General features: G+C 71.3%; 22 protein-coding genes. 10 read left to right on the forward strand and 12 right to left on the reverse strand.

The features are described 5' to 3' along the window. The first annotated feature begins 5 nt into the window (after positions 1-5). Both B079_RS0107070 and B079_RS0107075 read left to right on the forward strand, forming a co-directional pair. Positions 6-272 (forward strand): hypothetical protein, encoded by a 267-nt coding sequence (locus B079_RS0107070; RefSeq protein WP_018545081.1) that lies wholly within the window; start codon positions 6-8, stop codon positions 270-272. Positions 273-482: 210 nt separating this feature from the next. Continuing rightward, positions 483-1,949: an FAD-dependent monooxygenase gene (locus B079_RS0107075; RefSeq protein ID WP_018545082.1), complete on the forward strand. Its 1,467-nt coding sequence runs from the start codon at positions 483-485 to the stop codon at positions 1,947-1,949. Between the two features lie 8 nt (positions 1,950-1,957). Here the strand turns inward: B079_RS0107075 and B079_RS0107080 are convergent, their stop codons facing one another. Next, positions 1,958-2,521, reverse strand: coding sequence for a PadR family transcriptional regulator (locus B079_RS0107080; protein WP_026248437.1), 564 nt, complete (start codon positions 2,519-2,521; stop codon positions 1,958-1,960). A gap of 115 nt (positions 2,522-2,636) precedes the next feature. Here B079_RS0107080 and B079_RS0107085 point away from each other — a divergent pair, with 115 nt between their 5' ends. Then, a complete protein-coding gene (locus B079_RS0107085) occupies positions 2,637-3,062 on the forward strand; it encodes a nuclear transport factor 2 family protein (RefSeq protein ID WP_018545084.1) in 426 nt (141 codons plus the stop codon). 242 nt (positions 3,063-3,304) lie between these two features. On the opposite strand, the gene B079_RS0107090 is transcribed toward B079_RS0107085, so the two are convergent. From B079_RS0107090 to B079_RS0107105, 4 genes are all read right to left on the reverse strand, one after another. Continuing rightward, positions 3,305-4,171, reverse strand: coding sequence for a GNAT family N-acetyltransferase (locus tag B079_RS0107090; protein WP_018545085.1), 867 nt, complete (start codon positions 4,169-4,171; stop codon positions 3,305-3,307). An 88-nt stretch (positions 4,172-4,259) separates the two neighbouring features. Beyond that, positions 4,260-4,424 (reverse strand): hypothetical protein, encoded by a 165-nt coding sequence (locus tag B079_RS35440; protein WP_199779881.1) that lies wholly within the window; start codon positions 4,422-4,424, stop codon positions 4,260-4,262. Positions 4,425-4,429: 5 nt separating this feature from the next. Then, positions 4,430-5,542: a radical SAM protein gene (locus B079_RS0107100; RefSeq protein ID WP_026248438.1), complete on the reverse strand. Its 1,113-nt coding sequence runs from the start codon at positions 5,540-5,542 to the stop codon at positions 4,430-4,432. Next, positions 5,530-5,859, reverse strand: a complete 330-nt coding sequence (locus B079_RS0107105) for a hypothetical protein (protein WP_037801399.1) — start codon at positions 5,857-5,859, stop codon at positions 5,530-5,532. The genes B079_RS0107100 and B079_RS0107105 overlap by 13 nt, the downstream gene beginning before the upstream one ends. A 316-nt stretch (positions 5,860-6,175) precedes the next feature. Here B079_RS0107105 and B079_RS0107110 point away from each other — a divergent pair, with 316 nt between their 5' ends. Next, positions 6,176-7,522: a helix-turn-helix domain-containing protein gene (locus tag B079_RS0107110; RefSeq protein WP_018545088.1), complete on the forward strand. Its 1,347-nt coding sequence runs from the start codon at positions 6,176-6,178 to the stop codon at positions 7,520-7,522. Here the strand turns inward: B079_RS0107110 and B079_RS0107115 are convergent. Together B079_RS0107115 and pepN (B079_RS0107120) are read right to left on the reverse strand one after the other, a co-directional pair. Beyond that, complete coding sequence (locus B079_RS0107115) at positions 7,500-8,033, reverse strand: NUDIX hydrolase (RefSeq protein ID WP_018545089.1); 534 nt, start codon at positions 8,031-8,033, stop codon at positions 7,500-7,502. The two genes, B079_RS0107110 and B079_RS0107115, sit on opposite strands and share 23 nt — an antisense overlap. 174 nt (positions 8,034-8,207) lie before the next feature. Next, the gene (pepN, locus tag B079_RS0107120) at positions 8,208-10,781 is read right to left on the reverse strand and encodes an aminopeptidase N (protein ID WP_018545090.1); all 2,574 of its coding nucleotides are present in this window, start codon (positions 10,779-10,781) and stop codon (positions 8,208-8,210) included. A gap of 112 nt (positions 10,782-10,893) precedes the next feature. On the opposite strand from pepN (B079_RS0107120), the gene B079_RS0107125 reads away from it, so the two are divergent. Then, positions 10,894-11,385, forward strand: coding sequence for a DUF1203 domain-containing protein (locus tag B079_RS0107125; RefSeq protein WP_018545091.1), 492 nt, complete (start codon positions 10,894-10,896; stop codon positions 11,383-11,385). Between the two features lie 77 nt (positions 11,386-11,462). Here B079_RS0107125 and B079_RS0107130 read toward each other — a convergent pair whose 3' ends face one another. Beyond that, on the reverse strand, positions 11,463-12,479 hold the full coding sequence (locus B079_RS0107130; protein WP_018545092.1) for an aspartate-semialdehyde dehydrogenase: 1,017 nt from the start codon (positions 12,477-12,479) through the stop codon (positions 11,463-11,465). Between the two features lie 300 nt (positions 12,480-12,779). Here B079_RS0107130 and B079_RS0107135 point away from each other — a divergent pair, with 300 nt between their 5' ends. Both B079_RS0107135 and B079_RS33195 read left to right on the forward strand, forming a co-directional pair. Continuing rightward, positions 12,780-13,328 (forward strand): sigma-70 family RNA polymerase sigma factor, encoded by a 549-nt coding sequence (locus B079_RS0107135; RefSeq protein WP_026248440.1) that lies wholly within the window; start codon positions 12,780-12,782, stop codon positions 13,326-13,328. A 1-nt stretch (position 13,329) separates the two neighbouring features. Beyond that, positions 13,330-14,130 carry a hypothetical protein gene (locus tag B079_RS33195; protein ID WP_018545094.1) on the forward strand — a complete coding sequence of 267 codons (801 nt, stop codon included), beginning with the start codon at positions 13,330-13,332 and terminating at the stop codon, positions 14,128-14,130. A gap of 89 nt (positions 14,131-14,219) precedes the next feature. On the opposite strand, the gene B079_RS0107145 is transcribed toward B079_RS33195, so the two are convergent. Beyond that, positions 14,220-17,534, reverse strand: coding sequence for a S8 family serine peptidase (locus tag B079_RS0107145; protein ID WP_026248441.1), 3,315 nt, complete (start codon positions 17,532-17,534; stop codon positions 14,220-14,222). Between the two features lie 207 nt (positions 17,535-17,741). Between B079_RS0107145 and B079_RS0107150 the strand changes: the two genes are divergently transcribed. Continuing rightward, positions 17,742-18,227, forward strand: a complete 486-nt coding sequence (locus B079_RS0107150; RefSeq protein WP_199779882.1) for an NUDIX hydrolase — start codon at positions 17,742-17,744, stop codon at positions 18,225-18,227. A 247-nt stretch (positions 18,228-18,474) separates the two neighbouring features. Further along, positions 18,475-20,241: a TIGR03767 family metallophosphoesterase gene (locus B079_RS0107155; protein WP_018545097.1), complete on the forward strand. Its 1,767-nt coding sequence runs from the start codon at positions 18,475-18,477 to the stop codon at positions 20,239-20,241. A gap of 91 nt (positions 20,242-20,332) precedes the next feature. Here B079_RS0107155 and B079_RS0107160 read toward each other — a convergent pair whose 3' ends face one another. Continuing rightward, on the reverse strand, positions 20,333-21,373 hold the full coding sequence (locus B079_RS0107160) for a hypothetical protein (RefSeq protein ID WP_018545098.1): 1,041 nt from the start codon (positions 21,371-21,373) through the stop codon (positions 20,333-20,335). Between the two features lie 208 nt (positions 21,374-21,581). Beyond that, entirely contained in the window at positions 21,582-24,167 is a 2,586-nt protein-coding gene (gene pepN, locus B079_RS0107165) for an aminopeptidase N (protein WP_018545099.1), read from the reverse strand. 138 nt (positions 24,168-24,305) lie between these two features. Here pepN (B079_RS0107165) and B079_RS0107170 point away from each other — a divergent pair, with 138 nt between their 5' ends. Then, positions 24,306-24,968, forward strand: coding sequence for a DsbA family protein (locus tag B079_RS0107170; RefSeq protein ID WP_018545100.1), 663 nt, complete (start codon positions 24,306-24,308; stop codon positions 24,966-24,968). 157 nt (positions 24,969-25,125) lie between these two features. Here the strand turns inward: B079_RS0107170 and B079_RS0107175 are convergent, their stop codons facing one another. Beyond that, the gene (locus B079_RS0107175; RefSeq protein ID WP_018545101.1) at positions 25,126-25,773 is read right to left on the reverse strand and encodes a superoxide dismutase; all 648 of its coding nucleotides are present in this window, start codon (positions 25,771-25,773) and stop codon (positions 25,126-25,128) included. Between the last annotated feature and the right edge of the window lie 134 nt (positions 25,774-25,907).

Raw genomic sequence — 25,907 nt, forward strand, 5'->3', positions numbered from 1 at the left:
GGACCGTGGACAAGAAGAACGCCCTGCGCGCCGGTGCTCTGGCGGCCGGCACGACGCTGATGATGCTGCTCATGTCGTCCCCCGCGCTCGCGCTCACCCGCGACGACGGTGACGACCCCGGCCCCGGTCTGAGCGTCATCGACACCGTCGGCCTCTACGTGCTGCTCCCGATCGGCCTGTTCGTCGTCATCGCCGGACTGGTCGTCATGCTGGACAAGTCCAAGTCCAAGTCCAAGGGCGCCGCCTCGTCCAAGTCGTCCGCCAAGGCCTGACGGACTCCGCAACCGCTCTCCGAGGGCGCCGCTCCACCCGTGCGTGTACGGGCGGGGGCGGCGCCCTCGGTGTTTCCGGCGGGGCGTCCGGGCGGGTGTTTCCGGCGGCGCGGGGGCGGGCAGCCGTATGCCGCCGGGCGCGGTACGCGGTAGGCGGTACGCGGCACGGGCACCCGGCACGTCACCCGGCGCTCCGAGGAGGCAGCCCCCATGGACACGGACGTGAACGGCGACGCGGCGCGCGGAGTCGTCGTGGTGGGCGCGGGCCCCACCGGCCTGCTCCTCGCCGGTGACCTCGCGGAGGCCGGCGTCCCGGTCACCGTCCTGGAGAAGCGCCCGCACCGGATCAGCAACCTCTCCCGCGCCTTCGCCGTGCACGCCCGCACCCTCGAACAGCTCGACGCGCGCGGCCTGGCCGACGCACTGGAGGCGGTGGGGGAGCCGCTGACCCGGCTCGGCTTCTTCGGCAGCCTGAGCATCGACCTGTCCGGCCTCCCCTCGCGCTACCGCCACGTCCTGGTCATCCCGCAGTACGAGGTGGAACGCGCCCTGGAGCGGCGCGCGGTGGCGGCGGGCGCGGCCTTCCGGTACGAGACCGAGGTGACCGGGCTGACCCAGGACCCGGACGGCGTCACGGTCCTGGCGAGTCGCCCGGACGGCCGTACGGAGCGGCTGCGGGCGGCGTACGTGGTGGGCACCGACGGGATGCGCAGCACGGTACGACGCGCGATCGGGCTGCCCTTCCCCGGGCACTCGGTGATCCGTTCCGTGATCCTCGCGGACGTCCTCCTCGCCGAGAAGCCGCCGTCCGTGCTCACCGCCAACGCCGTCGACGGCGCCTTCGCGTTCCTCGCGCCCTTCGGCGACGGCTACTACCGGGTGATCGGCTGGGACCGGCGGCACGACGTGCCCGACGACGCGCCCGTGGACCTCGCGGAGATCAAGGAGATCACCCGGCAGGCGCTGGGCCGCGACTACGGCATGCACGACGCCCGCTGGATGTCCCGCTTCCACAGCGACGAGCGCCAGGTGCCGTCGTACCGGGTGGGCCGGGTGTTCCTCGCGGGCGACGCGGCGCACGTGCACACCCCGGCGGGCGGCCAGGGCATGAACACCGGGCTCCAGGACGCGGCCAACCTGAGCTGGAAGCTGGCGGCGGTCCTGCACGGCCGGTCCGACCCGGCGCTCCTGGACACCTACCAGTCCGAACGCCACCCCGTCGGCCGCGCGGTCCTGCGCAGCAGCGGGGGCATCGTCCGGCTGGCGATGGGGATGGCGAAACACCCCTGGTCCCAGGCGGCCCGCCAGTCCCTCGCACCCCTCCTGTCCCGGGTCGCGCCCCTGCGCCGCAAGGCGATCGCCCAGATCACCGGCCTCGGCTACCGCTACCCGGCCCCGCGCGGCGCCCACCCCCTCACCGGCCGCCGCGCCCCGGACATCGCCCTCGCGAAGAACACCCGGCTGTACGAGGCGCTGCGCGGCGGGCACTTCGTGCTGATCACGCCGGGGCGGTACGAGGGGGCGCGTCCGGCGAACCTGACGGCGGCGGAGTGGCGCAGTGGGCGCCGTACGACGCTGCTGGTGCGGCCGGACGGGTATGTGGCGTGGGCGTCGGACGGGACGGACCGGGGGGAGACGGAGCGGGCGGTGCGGGAGCACGTGGGGCCGGTGGCGTAGATCTGTGCTTATTCTCGGCTTTTCTGCCGCTGGGTCAGGACGGCGACCGTACGCTCGCACCAGTCCCGGTTGCCCTCCTCGTGGGCGAGGCCGCGGAGGCAGGTGAGGTAGGGCCCTATGCGTTCGCCGTTGAGCAGGAAGTCCTCTTCGCTCTCGCCGCCCCGCAGGTTCCGCAGCAGCTTGCCGAAGAGGTCGATCTTGGCCTGGGCGAAGGCGGCGCGCTCTTGGAGCCTGGTGATCAGGGTGCCGGTGTCGACGTGGTCGGCGGCCTGGACCTTGACGAGCAGGTCGTCCCGGATGAAGGACGGCTTGTCGGAGGCGCCCGCGAACGCCTCCAGCTCCGCGAGCCCGGCACCGGTGACGTGGAACAGCCGCTTGTTGGGCCGCCCCTCCTGCACGACCTCCCGCCCCGCGACGAGTCCGGCCTGCTCCAGCCGGGTCAGCTCGGCGTAGAGCTGCTGGGGCTGGGCGTACCAGAAGTTGGCCACACCGACGTCGAACGCCTTGGCGAGCTGGTAGCCGCTGAGTTCGCCGTCGAGGAGGGCGGCGAGCACTGCGTGCCGTAGGGCCATGGGGGCGGCTCCTCACATACCTCTGTCCACTGGACATACCTCTGTCCACTGGGACCTGGCCCATGCTACTCATATCCATGAGTACTCAGATTCATGACTATGAAGGAGTGGGCCCGTGAACACCGCCGACCGTTTCCGCACCGCCGTCGAGCAGGGCGACCTCGCCGCCCTGGACGACCTCTTCACCGACGACATCCGCTTCTACAGCCCGGTGAAGTTCACCCCCTTCGAGGGCAAGCCCCTGGTCCTCGGCCTCTTCGGCGTCCTCCTGCGCACCTTCGAGAACTTCCGCTACATCGGCGACCACACAGGCACCGCGGAGGCGCATGCGGACCCCACCCCGACCCCCTCCTCGGTCCTCCTCTTCCGCGCCGAGGTCAACGGCCGCGAGATCCACGGCATAGACCTCCTCCACTTCGCCCCCGACGACCGCATCAAGGAATTCACCGTCATGGTCCGCCCCCTGTCAGCGGTCCAGACCCTCAGCGAGGCGGTGTTGGCGGGCCTGGTGGAGGACGGCTTGGTCCCGGCGCGGCCGTAGCCGGTAGGCGTCACACTCCTCGGCACCGGGCACCCGAGCGGTCACGCCCTCCCGCACCCGAACACCCCGATACCCGAGCCGGGCCAGCAGCGTGACGGCCCCACTCACAAGGCACCCTGTCGAGTTCAATGACCCGATCCCGCATGGCAACGGCCTCCCCTTGAGGCACCTCACGCGTCCGATACGGCATCGAGCTACTGACTCAACCGTTGTCGCTCATGGTGTCTTCCTGCGTCGGGGAGCTACGCCTGTGTCGTGTGGCTGAAGCCGAGGGACGTCAGCCCTTCGGACTGGCACAGCCTGTCGGAAGAGCCGCCGACTTCGGTCTGAAGGAGCTGGTAGGCGGCTCCGTGGGTCTGGCCCCAGTGCATCGCTGCCCGCCACAGAGCGCGGCCCAGGCCCCGTCCTCGGGCCTCGGGGAGGACGGCGAAGTACTGAGGCAGGAGTTGGGGACGGCCGATCGCGTCGGGGCGCACTTCCATGGGGCCGATCGCGCCCACGATGCGATCGCCTTCGGCGGCGGCGAGGACCGGTCCGCAGCGGGCGTCCCGCATGTGGGCGTAGAGGAAAGCCAGTCCGTCGGTGGCCATCGCCTCGGCGAAGGAGGCGAAGGTTTCCCGCACGGCGGTGGGCCAGTCGGTGACGGGGCGGACCGGACCACCGGGGTCGGGACACGAGCGGGCGGAGAAGTCCTGGAGCTGGATATGCGTACCGCGTGGGGCGCTGGTCTCGGGGCCGAGCGGACGGACGACCCTCGCGTTGGCCACGTCGTGCAGGGCGGCCAGTTTCGCGGCCAGTTCGGCGGCCTCGTCCACGACACTGCCGTGGTGCCCGTAGGCGAAGACCTTGACGGTGCCGCGTCCACGCCGGGTCACCGTGGGGACGAGGGTGCGCTCGCGTTGGTGAACCACGTCACCGCGGAGGACGATCTCGTTCTTCTCGCCGCCCCAACGCCTGTCCTTGTCGTACGGCAGGAAGCCCCCGGTGACGGCCGCCCGTAGGGTGTCCTCGAAGACGCCGACGGTCAGGGCACCGGGATGGACGGGGCCCAGTGTCGGCACGATCGGCGCGGTAAGTACGGGCCGGAGCCAGTCCCAGCGGAAGAACATGTGCGGCACCCTAACGGCGGACCGGTCAGGGCTCAGGCCCCGACGCGGATACGCCGGGGCCTGAGCGGAACCGATCGGATCGTGTCGGTCAGTGGGGGTTGTCGTCACCGGCGTCGCAGGAGCACTCCGCGCTCTCCACGATGTCGTCCAGGTCCGGAACGGCGGTCACCGACAGGGCGGCGACGGGTGGCGCGGCTCGTCGGGCCGAGGGCGGTGGCCCGGGCAGAAGATCCACCCGTACAGGTGCGGCCATGGCATTCACTCCTTGTCTCCGTGCTGGCAGTAGCTGTGCAGCGGCGCCTTCGCCTCCTGGTAGTGCTTGGCCAGGGGGCGGCAGACCCGGCAGGTGCTGGACAGGGCGCAGCCTTCGCACCCTCCGGTGCGAAGTATGAGGCGGTCGGCGATGGCGCCGAGCCGGGTGAGACCGTCGATGCCCTCGGTCATCAGGTCGATCTGGTCGTCACGGCCGACCTTGCAGATCGACACCTTCGCGTGCGGGTCGGCGTGGAAGAAGGTGTGCCCCGCGTTGCAGCCGGCGAACGGCTTGCGCTGGCGCAGGTGGGCGGCGGACTGGGCCAGCAGAGGTTCACCGCCGCCGTAGATCGTGGGCGTCATGTTCGTGTACGCGTGGTTCTCGACGTTCCACTCGTCGGCGAGGGCGGCCATCTCGTCGGCCTCGGCCGCGTTGTCCTCGGTCACCACGACGTTGATGCGCAGCGGCAGACCCGCCTCGCGTGCGGCATCCATGCCGCGCCGGAACGCCTTCCACGCGCCACGGCGCTGAGTGAGCGTGTCGAAGGACTCCTCGCTCGCCCCGTACATGCTGACGACCAGCCGGTACGGCGGGCAGTCCCGGAAGAGCCTGAGGAGGTCCGGGCGCCAGAGCAGGGAGCCGTTGGTGGAGATGGTGAGCATCATCCCGGCCTGCCACGCATACCGATAGGCACCCTGGAAATCCGGGTCCATGGTGGGCTCGCCTCCGGTGATCTGGAGCCAGAGGACACCGGCCGCACGCATGATGTCCAGCAGCCGCACCTTGTCCTCCCAGCCGAGACCCGAGAAGGGGCGCTCGCCCAGATAGCAGTGCTTGCAGCCGAAGTTGCAGCCGAGATTGATCTCCCAGGAGGCCCGGCAGTAGCCGTACGGGGACGGCTCGCGCACCAGCACCGTCTCAGGTGCGGAGCGGCCGCTGAGGTCGATGCCCCACGTGTCGGCGGCGGTCCGCACCGCCCAGGCGGGCAGCATCTCGCCATCGGCGGCAGCTCGTCGCAGGCTCTCGTAGTGGTCGACAGGGATACGGGCACCCGCCCTGGCCCCGGGCCGGAGGAGAAGGTGGCCGTCGAGGAAAGGGGACGCGATCAACTGGTGCACGAGATCTCCTCCAGAGTGTCTTCCCAGGTGTGCCGCTCGATGTGGCCGACGAACAGACAGCACCCCTCACCGTCGGGCCCCGGGGCGATCGCCGGGCAGTCCGGCAGGGCGACCGACTCCACGTCGGTGCTCCCACACCAGCGGAGCCACAGCGCGAACCCGTACTCACCGACATCGTGGAGGAGGCCGTAGTGCTCACCGTCGTCGTGCGTGGCCAACTGGCACTGCACGGCGCTGTCGGCGCACTCGGGGGCCGACTTCCTTTGTGCTTCCCGCAGCAGGTCCAGGGGGACGCGGCGCCAGTGTGTACAGCGCATCACGGCACCATCCGCAGGGATCGGGCAGCGCCCCGCTCCGTGCACCGGCGACACGCACAGGGCGGGAAGCCGCACGGGTGATCCGGGAGTACCGGGTCGTCACTCACGCGTACTTCCGTGAGAGGTCCCCACGTCCGGCCGGAGTCCCGCGAGACCCGCAGCGTCATCCGTACGTCGTCTTGTCCGTTCGCCATGGTCAGGAGCATCGCGAACCACGAGCGCGGCCAGAAAGGCCCAGTGGATTACCCAACTTGGGTAACATCACTCTCGGTTGACCAAGAGCAGCGATCCGTAGTTCTCAAGCCGGAGCGTGCCGATGCCCGAGCCGTCCCGCTCCAAGGAGCTTCCGGTCAGCCTGCTCACGGACCCTGTGATGATCAGGGCGTGCCGGGTCAGGGACTTCGGCCGCGTTTTTCAGCTGGTCAAGGCACGGGCAGGCATCTACCCCTCGATGATTGCCCGGCGTTGCGACCTCACCCCCAGCCGCGTCGGCGAGGTGATGGCCGGGCGTCGGCAGTTGCTGCACATGGACGTGGTCGAGCGGATCTCGGACGGACTGCGTATCCCCGGGCACATGCTCGGGCTGGCACGACGTCCGTGGGAGACCCCGCAGAACCTGGCCGTCACGCCACGCGAGCCCGCCGAGGAACCCACCCGTGACGACGTGGAGTTGGCTGCGAGCCTGCCGGGGGCGGACGTCGACAGCATCCTCGCCCTGGCAGCCGATCAGGAACTCAGTCCGTCGACGCTGGACGCCCTTCACTCGTCGATCACGGACTACTGGCGCCGGGACGACGAGCACGGTGGCGAGACCTTACGGCCGGCCGTCGTCGGCCAGCTCCGGTACGTCGTGGGTCTCCTCAAGGAACAGCGCCCCACGCCCATACGGGACGGCCTGCACAGCATCGCGGCCGAACTGGCCCGGCTCACCGGGTGGACCTACTTCGACGCCCGCCAGTACAACCATGCACGGGCCTACTTCACGGAAGCCCTCGGCCTTGCCAAGGTCATCGACGACCGCCAGTTCATGGCCAACGTTCTTGCCTGCATGAGTCTCCAGGCCACGTATCAGGACAAGCCCGGGGACGCACTCGCGCTCGTCACGGCGGCCCAGGACCAGGCACGGGGCGCCAGGGGCACGACACCGCGCGTGCTGGCCATGCTCGCGATGCGTGAGGCCTTCGCCCACGCCACCCTCGGGAACCACGCCGCGACCCACACCGCGCTCTCGGAAGCCCACACCCAGTTCGGCCGTATCGACGCCGACGACCCGGACCCGGCCTGGGTCGCCTACTTCGACGAGCCCAAACTGATCGTGGACACCGGCATCGCGCATGGCCGCCTGGGCGAAGCGGCACTCGCCGAACCCTTGATCGCGGACGCCTTGCGCCGAGAACCCCGGACGAACCACCGAGGGCGCGCCTTCCACGCCTTCTGGCTCGCCCGTACCCAGCTCCATCGCGGCAAACTCGACGAGGCGTGTCATACGGCCATGGACGCCCTGGCCCCGGCGGCAGCCGTCAGCTCGCAACGAGTCGCCGGGCACCTCCGCGAGTTCTACGAGCAGTTGGAGCCCTTCCGCCGGGAGCCAGCCGCGGTGGCGTTCGAGTCCCGACTCCGGGAAGTGCTGCCTCGTCAGATCAGCGGATCGCCTCGTCCATGAGCAGGTAGAGCAGCCCCACCAGTGAGCCGCTGCTCACGATCTCGCGGCGGTCGATCATGCCCCGGATGTCGGCCAGGGGGATCCACTCGATCCGGTCCGACTCGTTCTTCTCGGTCGGCGGGCCCTCGTACGTCGCTCCGTCGGCGCGGAAGACGTGGTGCTGGGAGTCGGTGATGCCGTTGGCGGGCTCGGCGTAGATCAGGGGCTTGACGGGGGCCGGGCGCCAGCCCGTTTCCTCCAGGACCTCGCGGGCGGCCGCGTCGGCGGGGGTTTCGTCCTCCTCGACCAGGCCCATGGGGAGTTCCCAGGCCCAGGTGTCGGTGATGAAGCGGTGTCGCCACATCATCAGGACCTCGCGCCGCTCGTTGACCACGGCGGCCACGGCCAGGTGGCGGAGCTTGACGACGTGGTGCTCCCAGCGGTTGCCGTCCGGTGTCTCGATGTCGGTGAGCCACAGGTTCACCCACCTGTTCTCGTAGATCGGACGCTCCCCGTGGATCTTCCACTGCATCGCTGCGGCCCCTCTCGATCGGCCTCCAGCATCGCAGAACATCCGACAACCGCGGCTGGGTTCACCTCAATTCACGTCACAGTGACGAATAGGGCCGAGCTGCCGGAGTACGACACGACAACGGGCGCCCGGCCATGAAGCCGGGCGCCCGTCATCCACGCAAGCAGCGCAGCGTCACATACCCGCCGCCGCATCCGCCCCCTGCGCCCGCAGTGCCCGTTCGATGCCCGCGCGGGACTCCGAGACCAGGCGGTGCAGGGCCGCGTTCGGGGCGGCGGACGACAGCCAGTTGTCCGTCTTCGTCAGGGTTTCCTGCGAGACCTGGATCGCCGGGTAGAGGCCGACCGCGATCTGCTGGGCCATCTCGTGGGAGCGGGAGGCCCAGGCGTCCTTCAGGATCTCGAAGTAGCGGTCCGTGTAGGGGGCCAGGAGTTCGCGCTGGTCGGTCTGGACGAAGCCGCCGATGACCGCTTCCTGGACGGCGTTGGGGAGCTTGTCGGACTCCACCACCGAGGCCCACGCCTCCGCCTTGGCCTCCTCGGTCGGACGCGCCGCGCGAGCGGTCGCCGCGTGGCGTTCGCCCGCCGCCGTGCGATCGCGGTCGTACTCCGCCGCGATCTCCGCCTCGTCGAAGCGGCCGACGGCGGCCAGCCGCTGGACGAAGGCCCAGCGCAGCTCGGTGTCGACGGCCAGGCCCTCGACGGTCTGGGTGCCCTCCAACAGCGCGTCCAGCAGGTCCAGTTGCTCCGGCGTGCGGGCCGTGGCCGCGAAGGCGCGGGCCCAGGCCAGCTGGTGGTCGCTGCCCGGCTCCGCGGTGCGCAGATGGGTCAGGGTCGCCTCGGTCCAGCGGGTGAGCAGGGCCTCGCGGGCGGCCGGGTCGGCGTAGAGGTCGAGGGCCAGCTTCACCTGGCGCTGGAGCGACTGCACCACACCGATGTCGGACTCCTTGCCGATGCCGGAGAGCACCAGCGAGAGGTAGTCACGGGTGGCCAGCTCGCCGTCGCGGGTCATGTCCCACGCCGAGGCCCAGCTCAGCGCGCGCGGCAGCGACTCCGCGAAGTCGCCCAGGTGCTCGGTGACGAAGGCCAGCGACTCCTCGTCCAGGCGGACCTTCGCGTACGACAGGTCGTCGTCGTTGAGCAGGATCACCGCCGGGCGGCGCACGCCGGACAGCTCGGGCACGGCCGTCAGCTCGCCGTCCACGTCCAGCTCGACGCGCCGCACGCGCACCAGCTTGCCCGCCTCGTCCAGGTCGTACAGGCCGATCGCGATGCGGTGCGGGCGCAGCGTCGGCTCGCCCTTGGCGCCCACGGGGAGCGCCGGGGCCTCCTGGCGGACCGCGAAGGAGGTGATGACACCGTCCGCGTCCGTCTCCAGCTCGGGACGCAGGACGTTGATCCCCGCCGTCTCCAGCCACGCCTTCGACCAGGTCTTCAGATCGCGCCCGGAGGTCTCCTCCAGCGCGCCGAGCAGGTCCGACAGCCGCGTGTTGCCGAACGCGTGCCGCTTGAAGTACGCCTGCACGCCGTTGAAGAACTCGTCCTCACCGACGTACGCCACGAGCTGCTTGAGCACCGAGGCGCCCTTGGCGTACGTGATGCCGTCGAAGTTGACCAGCACGTCGTCCAGGTCGCGGATGTCCGCCATGATCGGGTGCGTGGACGGCAGCTGGTCCTGGCGGTACGCCCACGTCTTCATCGAGTTGGCGAACGTGGTCCACGAGTGCGGCCACCGCGAGCCCGGCGCGGACGCCTGGCAGGCGATCGAGGTGAAGGTGGCGAACGACTCGTTCAGCCACAGGTCGTTCCACCACTCCATGGTGACCAGGTCGCCGAACCACATGTGGGCCAGCTCGTGCAGGATGGTCTCCGCGCGCGTCTCGTACGCCGCGTCGGTCACCTTGGACCGGAAGACGTACTGGTCGCGGATGGTCACCGCGCCCGCGTTCTCCATCGCGCCCGCGTTGAACTCCGGGACGAACAGCTGGTCGTACTTCTTGAACGGGTACGCGTAGTCGAACTTCTCCTGGAACCAGTCGAAGCCCTGCCGTGTGACCTCGAAGATCGCGTCCGAGTCCAGGTACTCCGCGAGCGAGGGACGGCAGTAGATGCCGAGCGGCACGGACTGCCCGTCCTTCTCGTACACGCTGTGCACCGAGTGGTACGGGCCGACGATCAGCGCCGTGATGTACGACGAGATGCGCGGGGTCGGCTCGAAGACCCAGACGTTGTCCTTGGGCTCCGGGGTGGGGGAGTTGGAGATGACCGTCCAGCCCTCGGGCGCCTTCACCGTGAACTGGAACGTCGCCTTGAGGTCCGGCTGCTCGAAGGAGGCGAAGACGCGCCGCGCGTCCGGCACCTCGAACTGCGTGTACAGATACGCCTGTTCGTCCACCGGGTCGACGAACCGGTGCAGCCCCTCACCGGTGTTGGTGTACGCGCAGTCCGCGACCACCCGCAGGACGTTGCGCCCCTGGAGCAGCCCGGGCAGCGCGATCCGCGAGTCCTTGAAGACCTCGGCCGGGTCCAGCGCGTCGCCGTTCAGCGTGACCTCGTGCACCGTCGGGGCGACCAGGTCGATGAAGGACTCGACGTCGTTCTCCGCGACGTCGAAGCGCACGGTGGTGATGGACCGGTAGGTCCCGCCCTCCTGCGCGCCGGACAGGTCGAGATCGATCTCGTACGAGTCAACGGTGAGCAGCTCCGCCCGCTGCCGCGCCTCTTCGCGAGTCAGGTTTGTGCCAGGCACGCGGTCATCTCCTCGTTATGTGTGGGTTGCGCCATCCTTCCACGCAACTTCCGCGAACGCGATGTCCATATCCCGCCGGTCACCGGGCCGTCCGCCGAGGAGCCTGGGGAGCATGACGACCCACACGACGACCACGCACGTCCCCCGCGCCCTCACGGAGCCGGTCCTCGCCGAACTGCGGACGGCGGACGACGTGGGCCACGCCCTCACCGCCGTCACCGACCCCGAGGGCGGCGCCCCGCTCCGCTGCTGCCTGCGCCGCAGCCAACCCGGGGAGCGCATCGCCCTGGTCTCCTACGCGCCCCTGCGCCGCTGGGCCGCCGAGACCGGGGCCGCGCCGGGGGCGTACGACGAGCAGGGACCGGTGTTCATCCACGCGGAGCGGTGCGGCGGGCCGGAGTCCCAGAGGCTCGCCTTCACCCAGGCCCACCGGGTGCTGCGCCGCTACTCCCGCGACGGCCACATCCTGGGCGGTCGGCTGGTCACCCCGCCGGAGGACTTCGAGGGCGCCCTCACGGAGGCGTTCACCGACCCCGAGGTGGCGCTCGTGCACGTCAGGGCGGTGGAGTACGGGTGCTTCCTGTACGAGGTGCGCAGGCCGTAAGGGAGGCACGCGGGCCGTAGGGGAATGTCAGGGGCGCGCGCCGCCACCGGCACGCGCCCCTGACCCACGACCTGGGGTCAGCCCTTCAGCTCCGCCGCCACCAGCTCCGCGATCTGCACCGCGTTCAGCGCGGCGCCCTTGCGGAGGTTGTCGTTGGAGATGAAGAGGGCGAGGCCGTGGTCGACCGTCTCGTCGGTGCGGATGCGGCCGACGTAGGAGGGGTCCTGGCCGGCGGCCTGGAGGGGGGTCGGGATGTCGGAGAGGGCGACACCCGGGGCCTCGGCCAGCAGCTCGGTCGCGCGCTCGGGGGAGATCGGGCGGGCGAAGCGGGCGTTGACCTGGAGGGAGTGGCCGGAGAAGACCGGGACGCGGACACAGGTGCCGGAGACCTTCAGCCCGGGGATCTCCAGGATCTTGCGGGACTCGTGGCGCAGCTTCTGCTCCTCGTCGGTCTCGTTCAGACCGTCGTCCACGATCGAGCCCGCCAGCGGGAGCACGTTGAAGGCGATCGGGCGCTTGTAGACCTGCGGCTCGGGGAAGTCGACCGCGTCGCCGTCGTGGGTCAGCTTGTCGGCGTCGGCCACGACCTTCTGCGCCTGGCCGTGCAGCTCCGCCACGCCCGCGAGGCCCGAGCCGGACACCGCCTGGTACGTCGCGACGACCAGCGCCTCCAGGCCCGCCTCCGCGTGCAGCACCTTCAGGACCGGCATCGCGGCCATCGTGGTGCAGTTCGGGTTGGCGATGATGCCCTTGGGGCGGTCCGCGATCGCGTGCGGGTTCACCTCGGAGACCACCAGTGGTACGTCCGGGTCCTTGCGCCACGCCGAGGAGTTGTCGATCACGACGGGGCCCTGCGCGGCGACCTTCTCGGCCAGCGCCTTCGAGGTCGCGCCGCCCGCCGAGAAGAGGACGATGTCGAGGCCGGAGTAGTCGGCGGTCGCCGCGTCCTCCACCGTCACGCCGTCCAGCACGGTCCCGGCCGAGCGGGCGGAGGCGAACAGGCGCAGCTCGGTGACCGGGAACTCCCGCTCCTTGAGGATCTTGCGCATGACCGTGCCGACCTGACCGGTGGCTCCGACGATTCCGACCCTCACGGCGACTCCCTTGGTTCTGGCTGACTCTTGCTGCTGTGCCACAGCGTTGACCGGGGCTTTTCCATCATGCGGCCGACCCCGGCCTCTCTGTCCAATTCTTTGCCCGGCTTCGCCCGGCCTGTCCGAGGGGTGGGACACGAGCACGGAGGCCACCGGTTCCCGCCGACCCTGCCCGCGACCGCCCCGGCCACACGGCGGTGTGACGTACGCCTCGGCCGTGTGACGTACACCTCCGAGGGCGCGGCCGAACGTTTCCGGCCCCTCCCGCGTCGTAGGGGCGGACGCGGGAGGGGGTGGCTGGTGCTGCGCGGAAGAGCGCGCCGTGGCCAGGGGGCGTACGCCGGTGCGGAGAGTGCCGGGGACGATCCGCTGGACGCGGCACAGGAACGCCGGGTGCGGGCGGTGCTCGCGCTCGGCGGGGTGCCGCAGTCGGACCTGCCGGACGGGGTGCAGCAGGTACGGCTGCGGCTCCTGGAGCGGGCCGCGAGCGGGCAGGAGGCGCCCCGGGACGTCTCGGCGTGGGCGGCGGTCGTCGCCTCCCACCTGGCCATGGACTGGCATCGCGCCAAGCGGCGCCAGGAACGCCTGGGGGAGCGGCTGGTCGCCCTGCGCGGGCCCGAGCAGCACCCCTCGGGCGAGGAGGACAGCCTGCTCTCCCTCGCGGTCGCCCGGGGCCTGGACGCGCTGCCGGACGCCCAGCGCCAGGTGGTGATCCTGCGCTTCTACGCCGACCTGCCGGTGCGCTCGATCGCCGAACAGCTCGGCGTCCCCGAGGGCACGGTCAAGAGCAGGCTGCACACGGCGGTCCGCGCGCTGCGCGTCCGTCTGCACGAGGACGAGGTGGTGTGACATGACCGCCGGACACAAGGACCACGGGGACGACGGGGACCGCGAGGGCACGGCGGCGTACGGCGGCGGCCCGGACGCGCTGATGGCCGCGATCACCGGCGAGGAGCCGTCCGAGGAGGCCCGCCGGGACGCCCGCTTCCGGCGCGAGCACCGCGCGGCCGAGGCGGACGTGGCCGTACTGCGGCGGGAGCTGACCCGGCTCGCGGAGACGCTGACCGGGGAGACCGGGGAGGGGACACCCGAAGCGGAGGCCATGGAGGTCGCCCCGGCCCGTCCGCCCCGCCCCCGCCCCCGGCGCCGTGTGCGCACCGCCCTCCTCGCGCTCGCCGCCTCCGCCGCCGTCGGTCTGTTCGGCGTCGGGATCTCCTGGCTGGGGGCCCATGACGCCGGAGGCGGTGCGAGCGCGGACTCCGCGGCCTCGGGCGCCAAGCTCGGCCCGCAAGCGGTCATCGCCTGTGCCCGCGCGGTCGCCGAGGGCACGGTCGAGCGGGTCGAACCGGCCGGAGCCCAGGGGGTGTTCACCGTCGTCCTGAAGGTGAGCCGCTTCTACAAGCCACCGACGAGCGACCGCGCCGAGCTGACGTTCACCGTCCACGACACCGCCGCTCCCCGCTCCTACCGCACCGGCGCCCGCATGCTCGTCGTCGTCCCCCGCTCCGCCGCCGAGGACCCGCAGACCTTCCGCGCGGGCGACCCGCCCCGCGAGGAGGACGGCTCCCGGGACGACCTGGAGTGGGGCCGGGCCTGGGTGACCGGGGCGCTGCCGGGGGCACGCCACCTGACCTGCCCGGGCGACGGCTGAGCACCCGAAGACCGAGCACGCCGAAGGGCCGAGCACGCCGAAGGGGCGGGCACCGCAGAAGTGCCCGCCCCTCCGCTCACGTCACCCCGTTACGGCGTGACCGAGCCGATCTTCACACTGCCGCTGCCCGCGACTGTGCCGTGCCCGTTCACCAGCCGGACCCGGCCGAAGAACTCACGCCCGGCCGGCGGCTCGGCGTTGGCCGTGACCTGCCCGGTGACGGTGGCCGTGGCCCCGGTGCCCAGCTCGACCGGGGTGGCCGCGACCGTCACGGTGCCGAGCGAGGCGGAGAAGAACACGTCCCGGTAGTCGTACGCGGTCGTGCCCGAGGGCACCGCGTACCCGTCGACCTTGATCGTGTACGTTCCGGCGGCCGGGTGCGGCAGCGAGACCGCCTCCTCCGAGTCGCCGTCGGCGGACTGGGCGACCTGCTTGCCGCTCGCGTCGTAGACCGTGAGGTCCAGGTCGGCGGACGGGTCGGAGACGTTGCCGATGGCCACGTCCAGGGACTCGGCGCCCTCCGGGACGGTCACCGTGGTGGTGTGGGTCTCGCCCTCCTTGATCGAGGGGCGGGCCGACTCGGAGGAGCCGAGGGGGCCGCCGACGAGCTTGCCGTCCAGGGCGGCGTACTTGTTGGTGACCTTCCAGGAGGCGGCGGCCGGAACGCCCGCCTTGGCCTCGGGCACCGTCACGGTCTCCGGGTCGAAGACCGCGCCCAGGACGGAGACGTCCAGCTTGTACGGGTTGTCGAGCAGCGGCGAGGTGCGCCGGGCCTCGACCTCGACCTCCCAGACGCCGGGCTGCGGGTCGGCGTAGGAGCGCACGTCGGGCTTGCAGCCGTTGCCGTCGAGGTAGTTGTTGTAGCAGTACGGCGTGCTGGTGTTGTCCACCGGCGTGCCGTACGGGTGGATCGAGATGAACCGGGTCTGGCTGCCCGCCTTCAGGCCGCCGATCGCGACCTCCAGCGCCTTCGCGCCCTCGGGCACGGTCAGGAAGTAGGAGCGGGTGCTGTTGCGCTGCACCGAGCCGGACAGGGAGCGGGTGTAGTCCACCGGGCTCGCCACCACGACCGTGCTGAGGATCTGCTGGTCGACGCCCTCGGTGAACGGGTCGTCGACTGCGAGGATCGCGCTCTTGAGCCCGGCCGACCTCGGGGCCGCCTGCACCTTGACGGTGACCGGCTGGTTCAGCGGGAGCCGCACCAGGGGGCTGCCGAGGACGCGGAAGGTGTGCTCCGGGTCGTTGACGAAGCGCAGCGTGTGCCAGACCGCGCGGTCCGGTCCTGAGGTGCGGGTGACCGTGACGTCGTACGTCTTGCGCTGGCCGCTCTTCAGGCCGCCCTCGCGGTCGTAGAGGCCGGTGCCGAAGCCGGGGGTCTTCAGGGCGTCGTCGAGCGCGGTGTCGACCGGGGCCTTGACCGTGTACTCGTGCGAGGACGCGCCGTGCCGGATGGAGTCCCAGGCGTCGACGACGTCGATCAGGCCCGCGCCCTCCTCGTACGCCTGCGCGCCCTTGATGTGGTGCGCGGTCGAGGTGAGCGCGGTGCGCAGCACGGCCGGGGTGAGCGTGAGGTGCTTCTCCTTGGCGGCACTGAGCAGCAGCGCGCTGGCGCCCGCGGCCTGCGGGGAGGCCATCGAGGTGCCCTGGAGCATCGAGTACCCGGCGGGCAGCGGGTAGCCCGCCTCGGCGACCGGGGAGCCGGGCAGCCAGGTCTGGGTGGTGTTGATCGCGGCACCGGGCGCGGTCAGGGTCGGCGTGAAGCCGCCGTCCTCACGCGGGCCGCGCGAGGAGAAGGGCATCAGGGCGTACGGGGTCGTCACCGCCGAGCCGTAGTTCGCGGCCCAGGTCTCCTTGGAGATGGCCGCGCCGACCGAGATGACCTTGTCGGCCAGGCCGGGGTCGCCGATGGTGTTGGCGCCAGGGCCCGAGTTGCCCGCCGAGATGACCAGCTGGACGCCGAACTCGTCGATGAGCCGGGTGTAGAGCGCGGCGCGCGCGTTGGCGCCGTCGTTCAGCGCGGGCAGGCCGCCGATGGACATGTTGACGATGTCCACGCCCCGCTTGGTCACCAGGTCGATCATGCCCTCGGTGAGCGCGATGTTGGTGCAGCCGCCGGACCAGGTGCAGGCGCGCGAGGAGACGATCTTCGCGCCGGGGGCGGCGCCGTTCATCTTCCCGCCGAACAGACCGTTGGCGGCCGTGATGCCCGCGACATGGGTGCCGTGCTCGGACTGGATCACGCCGATGTTGACGTAATCGGCCGTGGCGCCCGAGGAGTTGTAGACCACGTCCTTGCGGATCTCGACCACGAACGGGATGCGCTCGACGACGTCCGTCTTCGGGTCGTCGGTGCCGAAGTAGCCGATCTGGTAGCCGTCCTTGTACGGCTTCATCGGCGGGTTGTTCGTGAAGTCCAGGTCGTCGTCGGTGTCGACGCGGACCGTGCCGGTGGCCGGGTCGTACAGCACGCCCCAGGCGTCGGTGGTGTCACCGTCGCGGTTGAGGTCGCCCTGCATGTCGCCGCCCGCGGTCGCGGACTCGTACAGGTAGTTGAACTTGTAGGAACCGGCCGGGGCCTTGAAGGTCTCGGCGCTGCCGCCCGCGGGGCTGACCGAGAAGGACGGGCCGGAGACGGCCGCCGTCATCCGCCGCCAGGTGCCGTCGCCGTCGCTCACCGGGTCGGTCGCGGTCACCCAGTCGATGATCTTGCGTTCGCCGGTGGTGGTCTTCCGCAGCGCCGGGTGGCCGAGGTCCACACCGGAGTCGAGGATGCCGATGGTGACACCCCGGCCGTCGGCCTTGGGGTGCTCCTTGACGAAGTCGACGGCACCGGTCTCGAAGGACGGGTTGTACGGGTTCTTCGCCGGGGTCTTGCTGTTCGGCGCCGGGTAAGTGGTGGCCGTACGACCGGACTTGGCGCCCTTGGCAGTGTCCGCGCCCGGGGCCGGGTCGTCCAGCGGGATCTCCCGGCGCAGGTCGATCGCCTGCACCGAGGAGAGCTTGGCCGCGGCGGCGATGGCCGAAGTCGCCTTGGCGGTGGGGACGGTGGCGCGGACGTAGCCGACCTTGTCGTAGGTGCGGCCCACCGTGCCGCCGCTCACCGCGCCCAGCTCGTCCGCGACCCGCTCGGTCTGGCCCGGCGTGGTCGCGATCATCATCGTGACGCTCTTGGCGCCCTCCGCGCGGGCGTCGGCGAGCAGCGCCGCGTCGTCCGAACCGAGCTTGTCGTGCGCGGACTTGGGCTCGTTCGCGGGTGCGGTGGCCGGGGCGGACGGCGCGTCGGCGGCGAGGGCGAGCGGCAGGGGCCCGGCCGCGCAGAGCGCGGCGACCACGCCCGCGGTGAAGGCCGTACGGGCCAGCCGTCTCGGACCGGGTATCGGATCGCGCTCGGGAGTGTGGGTCATCGGCATCCCTTGTGAGTGAGGAGTCCTGTGCCGGACGAGCGCACAGCCTTTCCCAAGGGACCGAATTTTGGGGTTCGTTGACCGAATCGATATCGATGTATGGGGAAAACCCGCGATGGAACGGAGCGATAAGGGTCGCATCACCCCCGGAATGCGACCGATTCCCATTCTCCGGACGGCTCGGAGTCACCGCGCTAACGTCCCTCCATGCGACGGAAATTGAGGGTGGCGGCCTACGCCGTGTGTGTCCGGGACGGACAACTGCTGCTCGCCCGTTCACCCACCGCCGACGGCACCCCCGAGTGGGTACTGCCCGGCGGCGGCATGGAGTTCGGCGAGGACCCGTACGACACCGTGCGCCGCGAGGTCACCGAGGAGACCGGCTACCGCATCGAGGTGACCGGCCTCCTCGGTGTGGACTCCCTCCGGCTGACCCTGCCAGACCGCCTCCTCGGCCGCTCGACCGACCACCACGGGCTGCGGCTCATCTACTCGGGCCGCATCACCGGCGGCGAACTCCGCAACGAGGTGAACGGCTCCACCGACCTGGCCGCCTGGCACGACCTCACCGCCGTCCCCGCCCTGACCCGGGTGCCCCTCGTCGACATCGCCCTGCGGATGTGGCGCGAGCGACCGGCGACGGGGCATCTGGAGACGGGGTCCGGTCCCCGGGAAACGGAGGCTGCCGAGTAGCCCGGGACCGGCACCTCGCGGCCCCTCCTTCCCCGCCCGGTGAACGCCCGGTGACCGGCCCCCGGCGCACCGGCGGCAACCGTGTGACCTCCCCAGGTGCGTGCGGTCGCGCGTAGGCCGATCGGCGTCGGCCGTTGCCGCCGCGTTCACGCGTGTTTCACCCCCGCTGCCAAGCATCCGGAACGAGCGGCCCGTTCGCCTCGGCGGCGGTCCGCGACGACCGCCGACGCACTCGGGGAGACCGCGCATGCCGCGCACACGCTCTGCCGCCCGCCCCGAACAGGGCCTCCACCGCCGTTCCCTCCTCGCCGCCGCCGGAGCCGTCACGCTCTCCGCCGGCCTCGGCTACGCCCTGCGCCCCACCGAGAGCGAAGCCGCCACCGCCGTCCCGGCGCCGACCTCCACCCCCACGCCCACCGTGACGGCGACGCCCACGCCCTCGCCCACCCCCGTCGCGCCGTACACCAAGGGCACCACGCTCGACTCCGTCGCCACCCCGCGCGGCTCCGGCTACCGCCGCCTCGGGGACGGGCCCGGCTGGTCCCGGATGGTGCGCACCGAGCTGGCCGCGGCTAAGTCCGGGCGCGCGGACCGCCGTACGCCCCTCGCCGCGTTCGTGCAGTTCACCGATCTGCATCTGACCGACGTCCAGCACCCGCTGCGCCTGGAGTTCCTGCGCGCGTCCGACCCGCACGCCTGGCGCCCGCAGGAGGCGCTGACCGTGCCCGGCGCGGTCTCCCTGGTCGAGCGGGTCAACGCGCTGCGCGCGGGCCCGGTCACCGGCACCCCGTTCGGCTTCGTCATGACCACCGGCGACAACACCGACAACAACTCCCACACCGAACTCGACTGGTTCCTGAAGGTGATGAGCGGCGGCCGGATCACGCCCAACTCCGGTGACCCCCGGCACTACGAGGGCGTCCAGGACTCCGGGCTCGGGCTCTACTGGCAGCCGGGATCCACCGTCCGCGACGGCGACAAGGCGCTCGGCTTCCCGCACCTGCCCGGCTTCCTGGCCGCCGCGATCCGCGAGGTCCGCAGCCCCGGCCTCGCGATGCCCTGGTACTCCACCGTCGGCAACCACGACTTCCTGCCCACCGGCTGCTACGGCTCCCACGCCGACCCCTACCTGGTGGACGCGGCCGTCGGCGGCCGCAAGCTGATGACCGCCACCCGCGCCGAGGCCAAGAGATTCCAGGCCGCCTTCAAGGGCGCCCAGGACCCGAAGGGCACCGGCTACCGCGACTTCCTCAAAGCCCACACCCGCACCCAGCGCGCGATCACCCCCGACGAGCGCCGCGCCCCCTACACCCCGGCCGAGTACGTCAAGGCCCACCTCGACCCCGCCCACCAGGGCCACGGCCCGGCGGGACACGGCTACACGGAAGCCAACCTCGACGCGGGCACCCAGTATTACGCCTTCCGCATCGCCGACGGCGTCCTCGGCATCAGCCTCGACACCACCGACCCCGGCGGCTTCTACGAGGGCTCGCTCGGCACCGCCCAGCTCACCTGGCTCAAGCGCACGCTCACCGAGCACACCGACGACCACGTGATCGTCTTCAGCCACCACACCAGCACCAGCATGACCAACACCCGCCCCGACCCGGCCCGCCCCGGCGAGCGCCGCCACGACGGCGCCGAACTGGTCTCGGTGCTCGCCGCCCACCCCCACGTGCTGGCCTGGGTCAACGGGCACGTCCACAAGAACGTCGTCACCCCGCACCCGGCCGCGCACGGCGGTTCCTTCTGGGAGATCTCCACCGCCTCCCACATCGACCACCCGCACCTCGCCCGGATCATCGAGCTGACGGACAACGGCGACGGCACGCTCTCGCTGTTCACCACCCTCGTGGAGGCCGCGGCCCCGCACCGCACCGACTTCGCCGACCTCTCCCAGACCGGCCTCGCCGCGCTCTACCGCGAACTGTCCTTCAACGCCCCCGGCGCCCACACGACCCTCGCCGGGAAGAGCACCGACCGCAACACCGAGCTGCTGCTCGCGAAGCCCTGACCGCCCGCGAAGCCCCGACCGCCTGCGAGAAGGGTCCGCCGGAGCCCCCGGCGGACCCTCCCGCCCCCGGCCCGTGCCGCCCCCGCGCCCGTCACTGGCGGGGGAGCACCACGACATACGCGGCCGGGTCGCGGTCGCCCGCCGCCATCAGGGCGGTACGGACCACCGCCGCCTGCTGCTCCGGCGACTCCCGCAGCGCCCGCGGGGTGACGTGGACGACCGTGATGCCGAGCCGCTCCAGGTGCTCCCGCTTGCGCGCGTACTCCGTCCACCGCTCGTCCTCGTCCTGGCCCGGAGCCCGGGTGTTCAGCTCCACCGCGACCGCCTGCTCGGGCCAGTAGGCGTCCACCCCGCCCAGCTGGGGGCCGCCGGGCAGCCGCAGATCCACGTTCCACACCGGGTCGGGCAGCCCGTGCCCGGCCACCAGCCGGTACAGCCGGTCCTCGGCGGCGGCCCGGCCCTCGGCCACCAGCGAGTCCACCGCGTCCACGACGTACGACCGCGACAGCAGCCGCGCCCGGTTCAACTCCCGTACCAGCGCGGCCGGTTCGCAGTGTCCTTCGCGCACCGCCTCGGTCAGCAGCCGCCGAACCGTGTCCGCGTCCGTCAGCCGGGCCACCGCGTCCGCCAGCGCGCGCCGCACCGGCGCCACCGGCACCCCGGAGACCGCCTGCGCGGTGGGCAGCTCCGCCGTGCGCCGCACCCGGACGTACCCGGCCGAGCGCAGCCGACGCAGCCTCGGGACCAGCACGTCCACCCGGTCCAGGGCGGCGAGCGGCGGGGCGGTCGCGAAGCCGTACAGGGCGAGCGCGGCCAGGCCGGTGATCATCGCCTCCGCGTACAGCGGGCGGTGCGGGTCGCCCGCCGTCGGCTGGGCCGGGACGCCCGGGACCGACTCGCGCGAGGCGTACAGCAGGGCGCCGTGCAGCCGCTCCTCGCTGGTGGGGCTGCCGGAGTGGAGCAGGACGACGTTCGGCAGCAGCAGCCGCCAGGGGCCCCCTTCGCGGCAGCGCTCGGTCAGCTCGGCCGTCGTCACACCGTGCGAACGCAGCTGGGCCGCCGACAGGACCCGGCGGTGGACCTCGGAGAGATGGCGGAGGGGGCGGGGGGAGAGCGGGGTGTTGTGCGTCATGTCCAACGGAATGCCCGACCCCCGTCCCACCTGTAACCCGTGTTACACGCCCGTCGAGGAATGCGGACAACACGGCGCTAAAGGACGGGTGTTCGGATGCCGAGTAGGCAGCGAAAACCCCTGGTCCGTTCGGGGGAGGACCAGGGGTTACGGGTGCGCGTGCCCGGATTCGGTAACGGTCACCGAACGGGCAAGTTCAGGCCAAAGGTCAGTGGCCTCCGGCCTTCGCGTCGCACGCCTGGGCACGCAGCGCGCGGGCCAGATCGTCCCGCGCCTCCAGCACCAGGCGGCGCAGCGCAGGGGCCGCGTCCGCGTGCTCGGCGAGCCACGCGTCCGTCGCGTCCAGCGTCTCCTGCCGGTCCTGGTAGGCCGGGAAGAGCCCGCTCACGATGTCCATGCCGATCTGGATGGACCGCTCGCGCCAGATCCGGTCGATCACCGCGAAGTACTTCTCCGCGTACGGCGCGGTCAGCCGCCGCTGCGAGGGCTGCGAGAAGCCCGCGATCGTCGCCCCGACCAGCGCGTTCGACAGCCGGTCCGACTCCACGACCTGCGCCCACGCCTGCGCCTTGACCGCCGCCGAGGGACGCGCCGCCAGGCACCGCACCTGGTGCCGCTTGCCGGAGGCCGTGTCGTCGCGGGACAGCTCGGCGACCAGCAGCTCCTCGTCGGCCACCCCGTGCGCGGCCAGCGGCTCCAGGAACGCCCAGCGCAGCTCCTGGTCCACGCTCAAGCCCTCGACGGTCTCGGTGCCGTCGAGCAGCGCCTTCAGCAGCGCCAGATCCGCGGGCGCGGCGGCGGCCGAGGCGAAGAACCGGGCCCAGGCCAGCTGGTGTTCGCTGCCCGGCTCCGCCGCCCGCAGCTCCTCGAGGGCGCCCCGCGCCAGCAGGTCGGCGCCGGTCTCCCGCCACTCGGGAGCCGCGTACCGCTCCAGGGCCGTGCCCGCCCAGGCGTGCAGCATCTGGAGGACGCCGATGTCGGACTCGCGGCCCGCGAAGCGCAGCACCAGCTCCAGGAAGTCCCGCGCGGGCAGCAGCGCGTCCCGGGTCATGTTCCACAGCGCGGACCAGGCGAGCGCGCGGGCGAGCGGGTCGGACAGCGCGCCCAGGTGCTCGCGCAGGGTCGCGAGCGAGGTCTCGTCGAAGCGGACCTTGCAGTAGGTCAGGTCGTCGTCGTTGACCAGCACCAGCTCGGGGGCCTCGGCACCGGCCAGTTCGGCGACGACGGTACGCGGACCCTCGACGTCGGTCTCCACGCTGGAGTAACGCTCCAGCACGCCCTCGGAGTTACGCCGGTACAGCCCCACCCGCACCCGGTGCGGGCGCAGTTCGGGGTGCGACTCCGGGGCCTCCTGCACCACGGCCAGCTCCGCGATCCGACCCTCGTCGTCCAACAGCACCTGCGGGGTGAGGGAGTTGACCCCGGCGGTCTGCAGCCAGGACGCCGCCCACGCCGTCATGTCCCGGCCGCTGGTCTCCGCGAGCACCGAAAGCAGGTCGCCCAGGCGGGTGTTGCCGTACGCGTTGCGCTTGAAGTAGCGGCGGGCGCCCTCCAGGAAGGCGTCCTGACCGACGTACGCCACCAGCTGCTTGAGCACCGAGGCGCCCTTGGCGTAGGTGATGCCGTCGAAGTTGAGCTTGGCGTCCTGGAGGTCACGGATGTCGGCCGTGATCGGATGCGTGGAGGGCAGCTGGTCGGCGCGGTAGGCCCACGCCTTGCGGCGGTTGGCGAAGGTCGTCCAGGCGTCCTTGAACCGGGTCGCGCCCACGTTCGCGAAGGTGCCCATGAAGTCCGCGAAGGACTCCTTCAGCCACAGGTCGTCCCACCACACCATGGTGACCAGGTCGCCGAACCACATGTGCGCCATCTCGTGCAGGATGACGTTGGCCCGCGCCTCGTACGACGTCCGCGTCACCTTGCCGCGGAAGATGTACTCCTCGCGGAAGGTCACCAGACCCGGGTTCTCCATCGCCCCGAGGTTGTACTCGGGCACGAACGCCTGGTCGTACTTCCCGAAGGGGTACGGGTAGTCGAAGTTCTCGTGGAAGAAGTCCAGGCCCTGCTTGGTGATCAGGAAGACGTCGTCGGCGTCGAAGTACGGCGCCAGACCCTTGCGGCACATCGCGCCGAGCGGGATCTCCAGCTTGGACCCGTCATCGAGGACGCGCTCGTAGGAGTCGGTCACATAGTGGTAAGGGCCCGCCACCACGCAGGTGATGTACGTCGAGATGGGCTTGGTCTCCGCGAACTTCCAGACGCCGTCCACGAGTTCACCGGCGCCGTTGCTCCACACCCGCCACTCCTCGGGCGCCCGCACCTCGAAGCGGTAGGGCGCCTTCAGGTCGGGCTGCTCGAAGTTGGCGAACACCCGGCGTGCGTCGGCCGGTTCGTACTGCGTGTAGAGGTAGACCTCGCCGTCCTCGGGGTCCACGAAGCGGTGCATGCCCTCGCCCGTGCGGGAGTAGGCGCAGTTCGCGTCCACGATCAGCTCGTTCTCGGCGGCCAGGTCCGTCAGCAGCACCCGGGAGCCGTCGAAGACCTCGGCCGGGTCCAGGTCACGGCCGTTGAGCGTCACGGCGTTCACCGACGGCGCGATCAGGTCCGCGAAGCTGGAGGCGCCCGGCTCGGCGCAGCCGAAGCGGATCGTCGTCACCGAGCGGAACGTGCGCGGCCCGGCGGCGTCGTCGGCGTCGCCGACGGCGGAGCGCAGGTCGAGCGACACGTCGTACCCGTCGACGGACAGCAGCGCGGCCCGCTCACGGGCCTCGTCGCGGGACAGATTCTCACCGGGCACGGCGGCACTCCCTTGTGATCGCGGAAAAACAGGCACCGACGGCACGATCCTGCCATGCGGCCCTGGCCGGGGGCATCGGGGAATGGCGCGGCCGGGGCCGATGTTGGCGCTGGAAAAGACCGTTTCGCGAGGAGAGACATGTCCGAGACCGCGACCACGTCGGGCAAGACCCCGGTGGACTTCTGGTTCGACCCGCTGTGCCCCTGGGCCTGGATGACCTCCCGCTGGGTGCTGGAGGTGGAGAAGGTCCGCGACATCGAGGTCCGCTGGCACATCATGAGCCTCGCCGTCCTCAACGAGGACCGCATCGACGAGCTGCCCGAGGAGTACCGGGACATGCTCGCCACCAAGGCGTGGCAGCCGGTCCGGGTGGTCACCGCCGCCTGGCAGAAGTACGGCGCGGACGTGCTCGGCCCGCTGTACACCGCGCTCGGCACCCGTATCCACAACGACGGCGAGGGCCCGACCCGTGAGGCCGTCGAGGGCGCGCTCGCGGACGCCGGTCTGCCCGCCGACCTGATCGACTACTTCGACCAGACCGACTTCGAGTTCGACGCCGAGCTGCGCGCCTCCCACAAGGAGGGCATCGAGAAGGTCGGCCAGGAGGTCGGCACCCCGGTCATCGCGGTCCCCGGCCCCGACGGCGAGCAGATCGCCTTCTTCGGCCCGGTCGTCACCCCCGCCCCGAAGGGCGAGCAGGCGGCCCGCCTGTGGGACGGCACCCTCGCGGTCGCCTCGGTCCCCGGCTTCTACGAGCTGAAGCGGACCCGGACGCAGGGGCCGGACTTCAGCAACCTGTAGGCATGTACGGCCACCTGTAGGCACGTACGACAGGGCCCCCGCGGGCATGACGTCGCGGGGGCCCTGACCTTTCCGCCCGCCCGCGTGAAGGGTGAGAAGACGATCACGAGGCGGGACGCTCAGTGGACCTCAGGGGCCTTCAAGGGCCCTCGGTCGCTCAGGGAGCCAGCAGCAGCACGTCCGCCCGCTCCTTGGCGGCTGCGTACCGCCGGGCCACGTCCTGCCAGTTCACGACCTGCCACATGGCCTCGATGAAGTCGACCTTCTGGTTCTTGTACTGGAGGTAGAAGGCGTGCTCCCAGGCGTCGAAGACCAGCACCGGGGTCGAGCCCTGGCCGACGTTGCCCTGGTGGTCGTAGACCTGCTCCACGATCAGCCGGCCGCTCAGCGGCTCGTACGCAAGGACGCCCCAGCCGGAGCCCTGGGTGGTGGCCGACGCCTTGGTCAACTGGGCCTTGAAGGCGGCGAAGGAGCCGAAGGACTCCGTGATCGCGTCGGCCAGCTCGCCCACGCCGTCCTGGGCCAGCGGCTCGCCGCCGCCGTCCTTCGGACCGGTCATGTTCTGCCAGTAGATGCTGTGCAGGATGTGCCCGGAGAGGTGGAAGGCCAGGTTCTTCTCCAGGCCGTTGACCGAGCCCCAGGCGTCCTTGTCCCGCGCCTCGGCGAGCTGCTCCAGGGTGTCGTTGGCGCCCTTCACATAGGCCGCGTGGTGCTTGTCGTGATGCAGCTCGATGATCTCGGGGCTGATCACGGGGGCGAGCGCGGCGTAGTCGTAGGGCAGTTCGGGCAGCGTGTAGACGGGCATGGACAGGTCCCCTCCGAGACTTATTGCAAAAGACTTGCAACTACACGCTAGCAACAAGAAGCTGCCGGGGGACAGGCAGGGCATGACGAAGGCCCCCACGTGTCGCTCGTGGGGGCCTTCGTGCGGCGGGGCGG

The organism is Streptomyces sp. LaPpAH-108 (genome assembly GCF_000373625.1).
Taxonomy (GTDB): Bacteria; Actinomycetota; Actinomycetes; order Streptomycetales; family Streptomycetaceae; genus Streptomyces.

Excerpts from the sequence above, each read along its gene's own strand:
- B079_RS0107075 (WP_018545082.1), top strand. The coding sequence starts at position 483 with ATGGACACGGACGTGAACGGCGACGCGGCGCGCGGAGTCGTCGTGGTG.
- B079_RS0107080 (WP_026248437.1), bottom strand. The coding sequence starts at position 2,521 with ATGGCCCTACGGCACGCAGTGCTCGCCGCCCTCCTCGACGGCGAACTC.
- B079_RS0107090 (WP_018545085.1), bottom strand. The coding sequence starts at position 4,171 with ATGTTCTTCCGCTGGGACTGGCTCCGGCCCGTACTTACCGCGCCGATC.
- B079_RS35440 (WP_199779881.1), bottom strand. The coding sequence starts at position 4,424 with ATGGCCGCACCTGTACGGGTGGATCTTCTGCCCGGGCCACCGCCCTCG.
- B079_RS0107105 (WP_037801399.1), bottom strand. The coding sequence starts at position 5,859 with ATGCGCTGTACACACTGGCGCCGCGTCCCCCTGGACCTGCTGCGGGAA.
- B079_RS0107110 (WP_018545088.1), top strand. The coding sequence starts at position 6,176 with ATGCCCGAGCCGTCCCGCTCCAAGGAGCTTCCGGTCAGCCTGCTCACG.
- B079_RS0107115 (WP_018545089.1), bottom strand. The coding sequence starts at position 8,033 with ATGCAGTGGAAGATCCACGGGGAGCGTCCGATCTACGAGAACAGGTGG.
- B079_RS0107125 (WP_018545091.1), top strand. The coding sequence starts at position 10,894 with ATGACGACCCACACGACGACCACGCACGTCCCCCGCGCCCTCACGGAG.
- B079_RS33195 (WP_018545094.1), top strand. The coding sequence starts at position 13,330 with ATGACCGCCGGACACAAGGACCACGGGGACGACGGGGACCGCGAGGGC.
- B079_RS0107145 (WP_026248441.1), bottom strand. The coding sequence starts at position 17,534 with ATGACCCACACTCCCGAGCGCGATCCGATACCCGGTCCGAGACGGCTG.
- B079_RS0107150 (WP_199779882.1), top strand. The coding sequence starts at position 17,742 with ATGCGACGGAAATTGAGGGTGGCGGCCTACGCCGTGTGTGTCCGGGAC.
- B079_RS0107155 (WP_018545097.1), top strand. The coding sequence starts at position 18,475 with ATGCCGCGCACACGCTCTGCCGCCCGCCCCGAACAGGGCCTCCACCGC.
- B079_RS0107160 (WP_018545098.1), bottom strand. The coding sequence starts at position 21,373 with ATGACGCACAACACCCCGCTCTCCCCCCGCCCCCTCCGCCATCTCTCC.
- B079_RS0107170 (WP_018545100.1), top strand. The coding sequence starts at position 24,306 with ATGTCCGAGACCGCGACCACGTCGGGCAAGACCCCGGTGGACTTCTGG.
- B079_RS0107175 (WP_018545101.1), bottom strand. The coding sequence starts at position 25,773 with ATGCCCGTCTACACGCTGCCCGAACTGCCCTACGACTACGCCGCGCTC.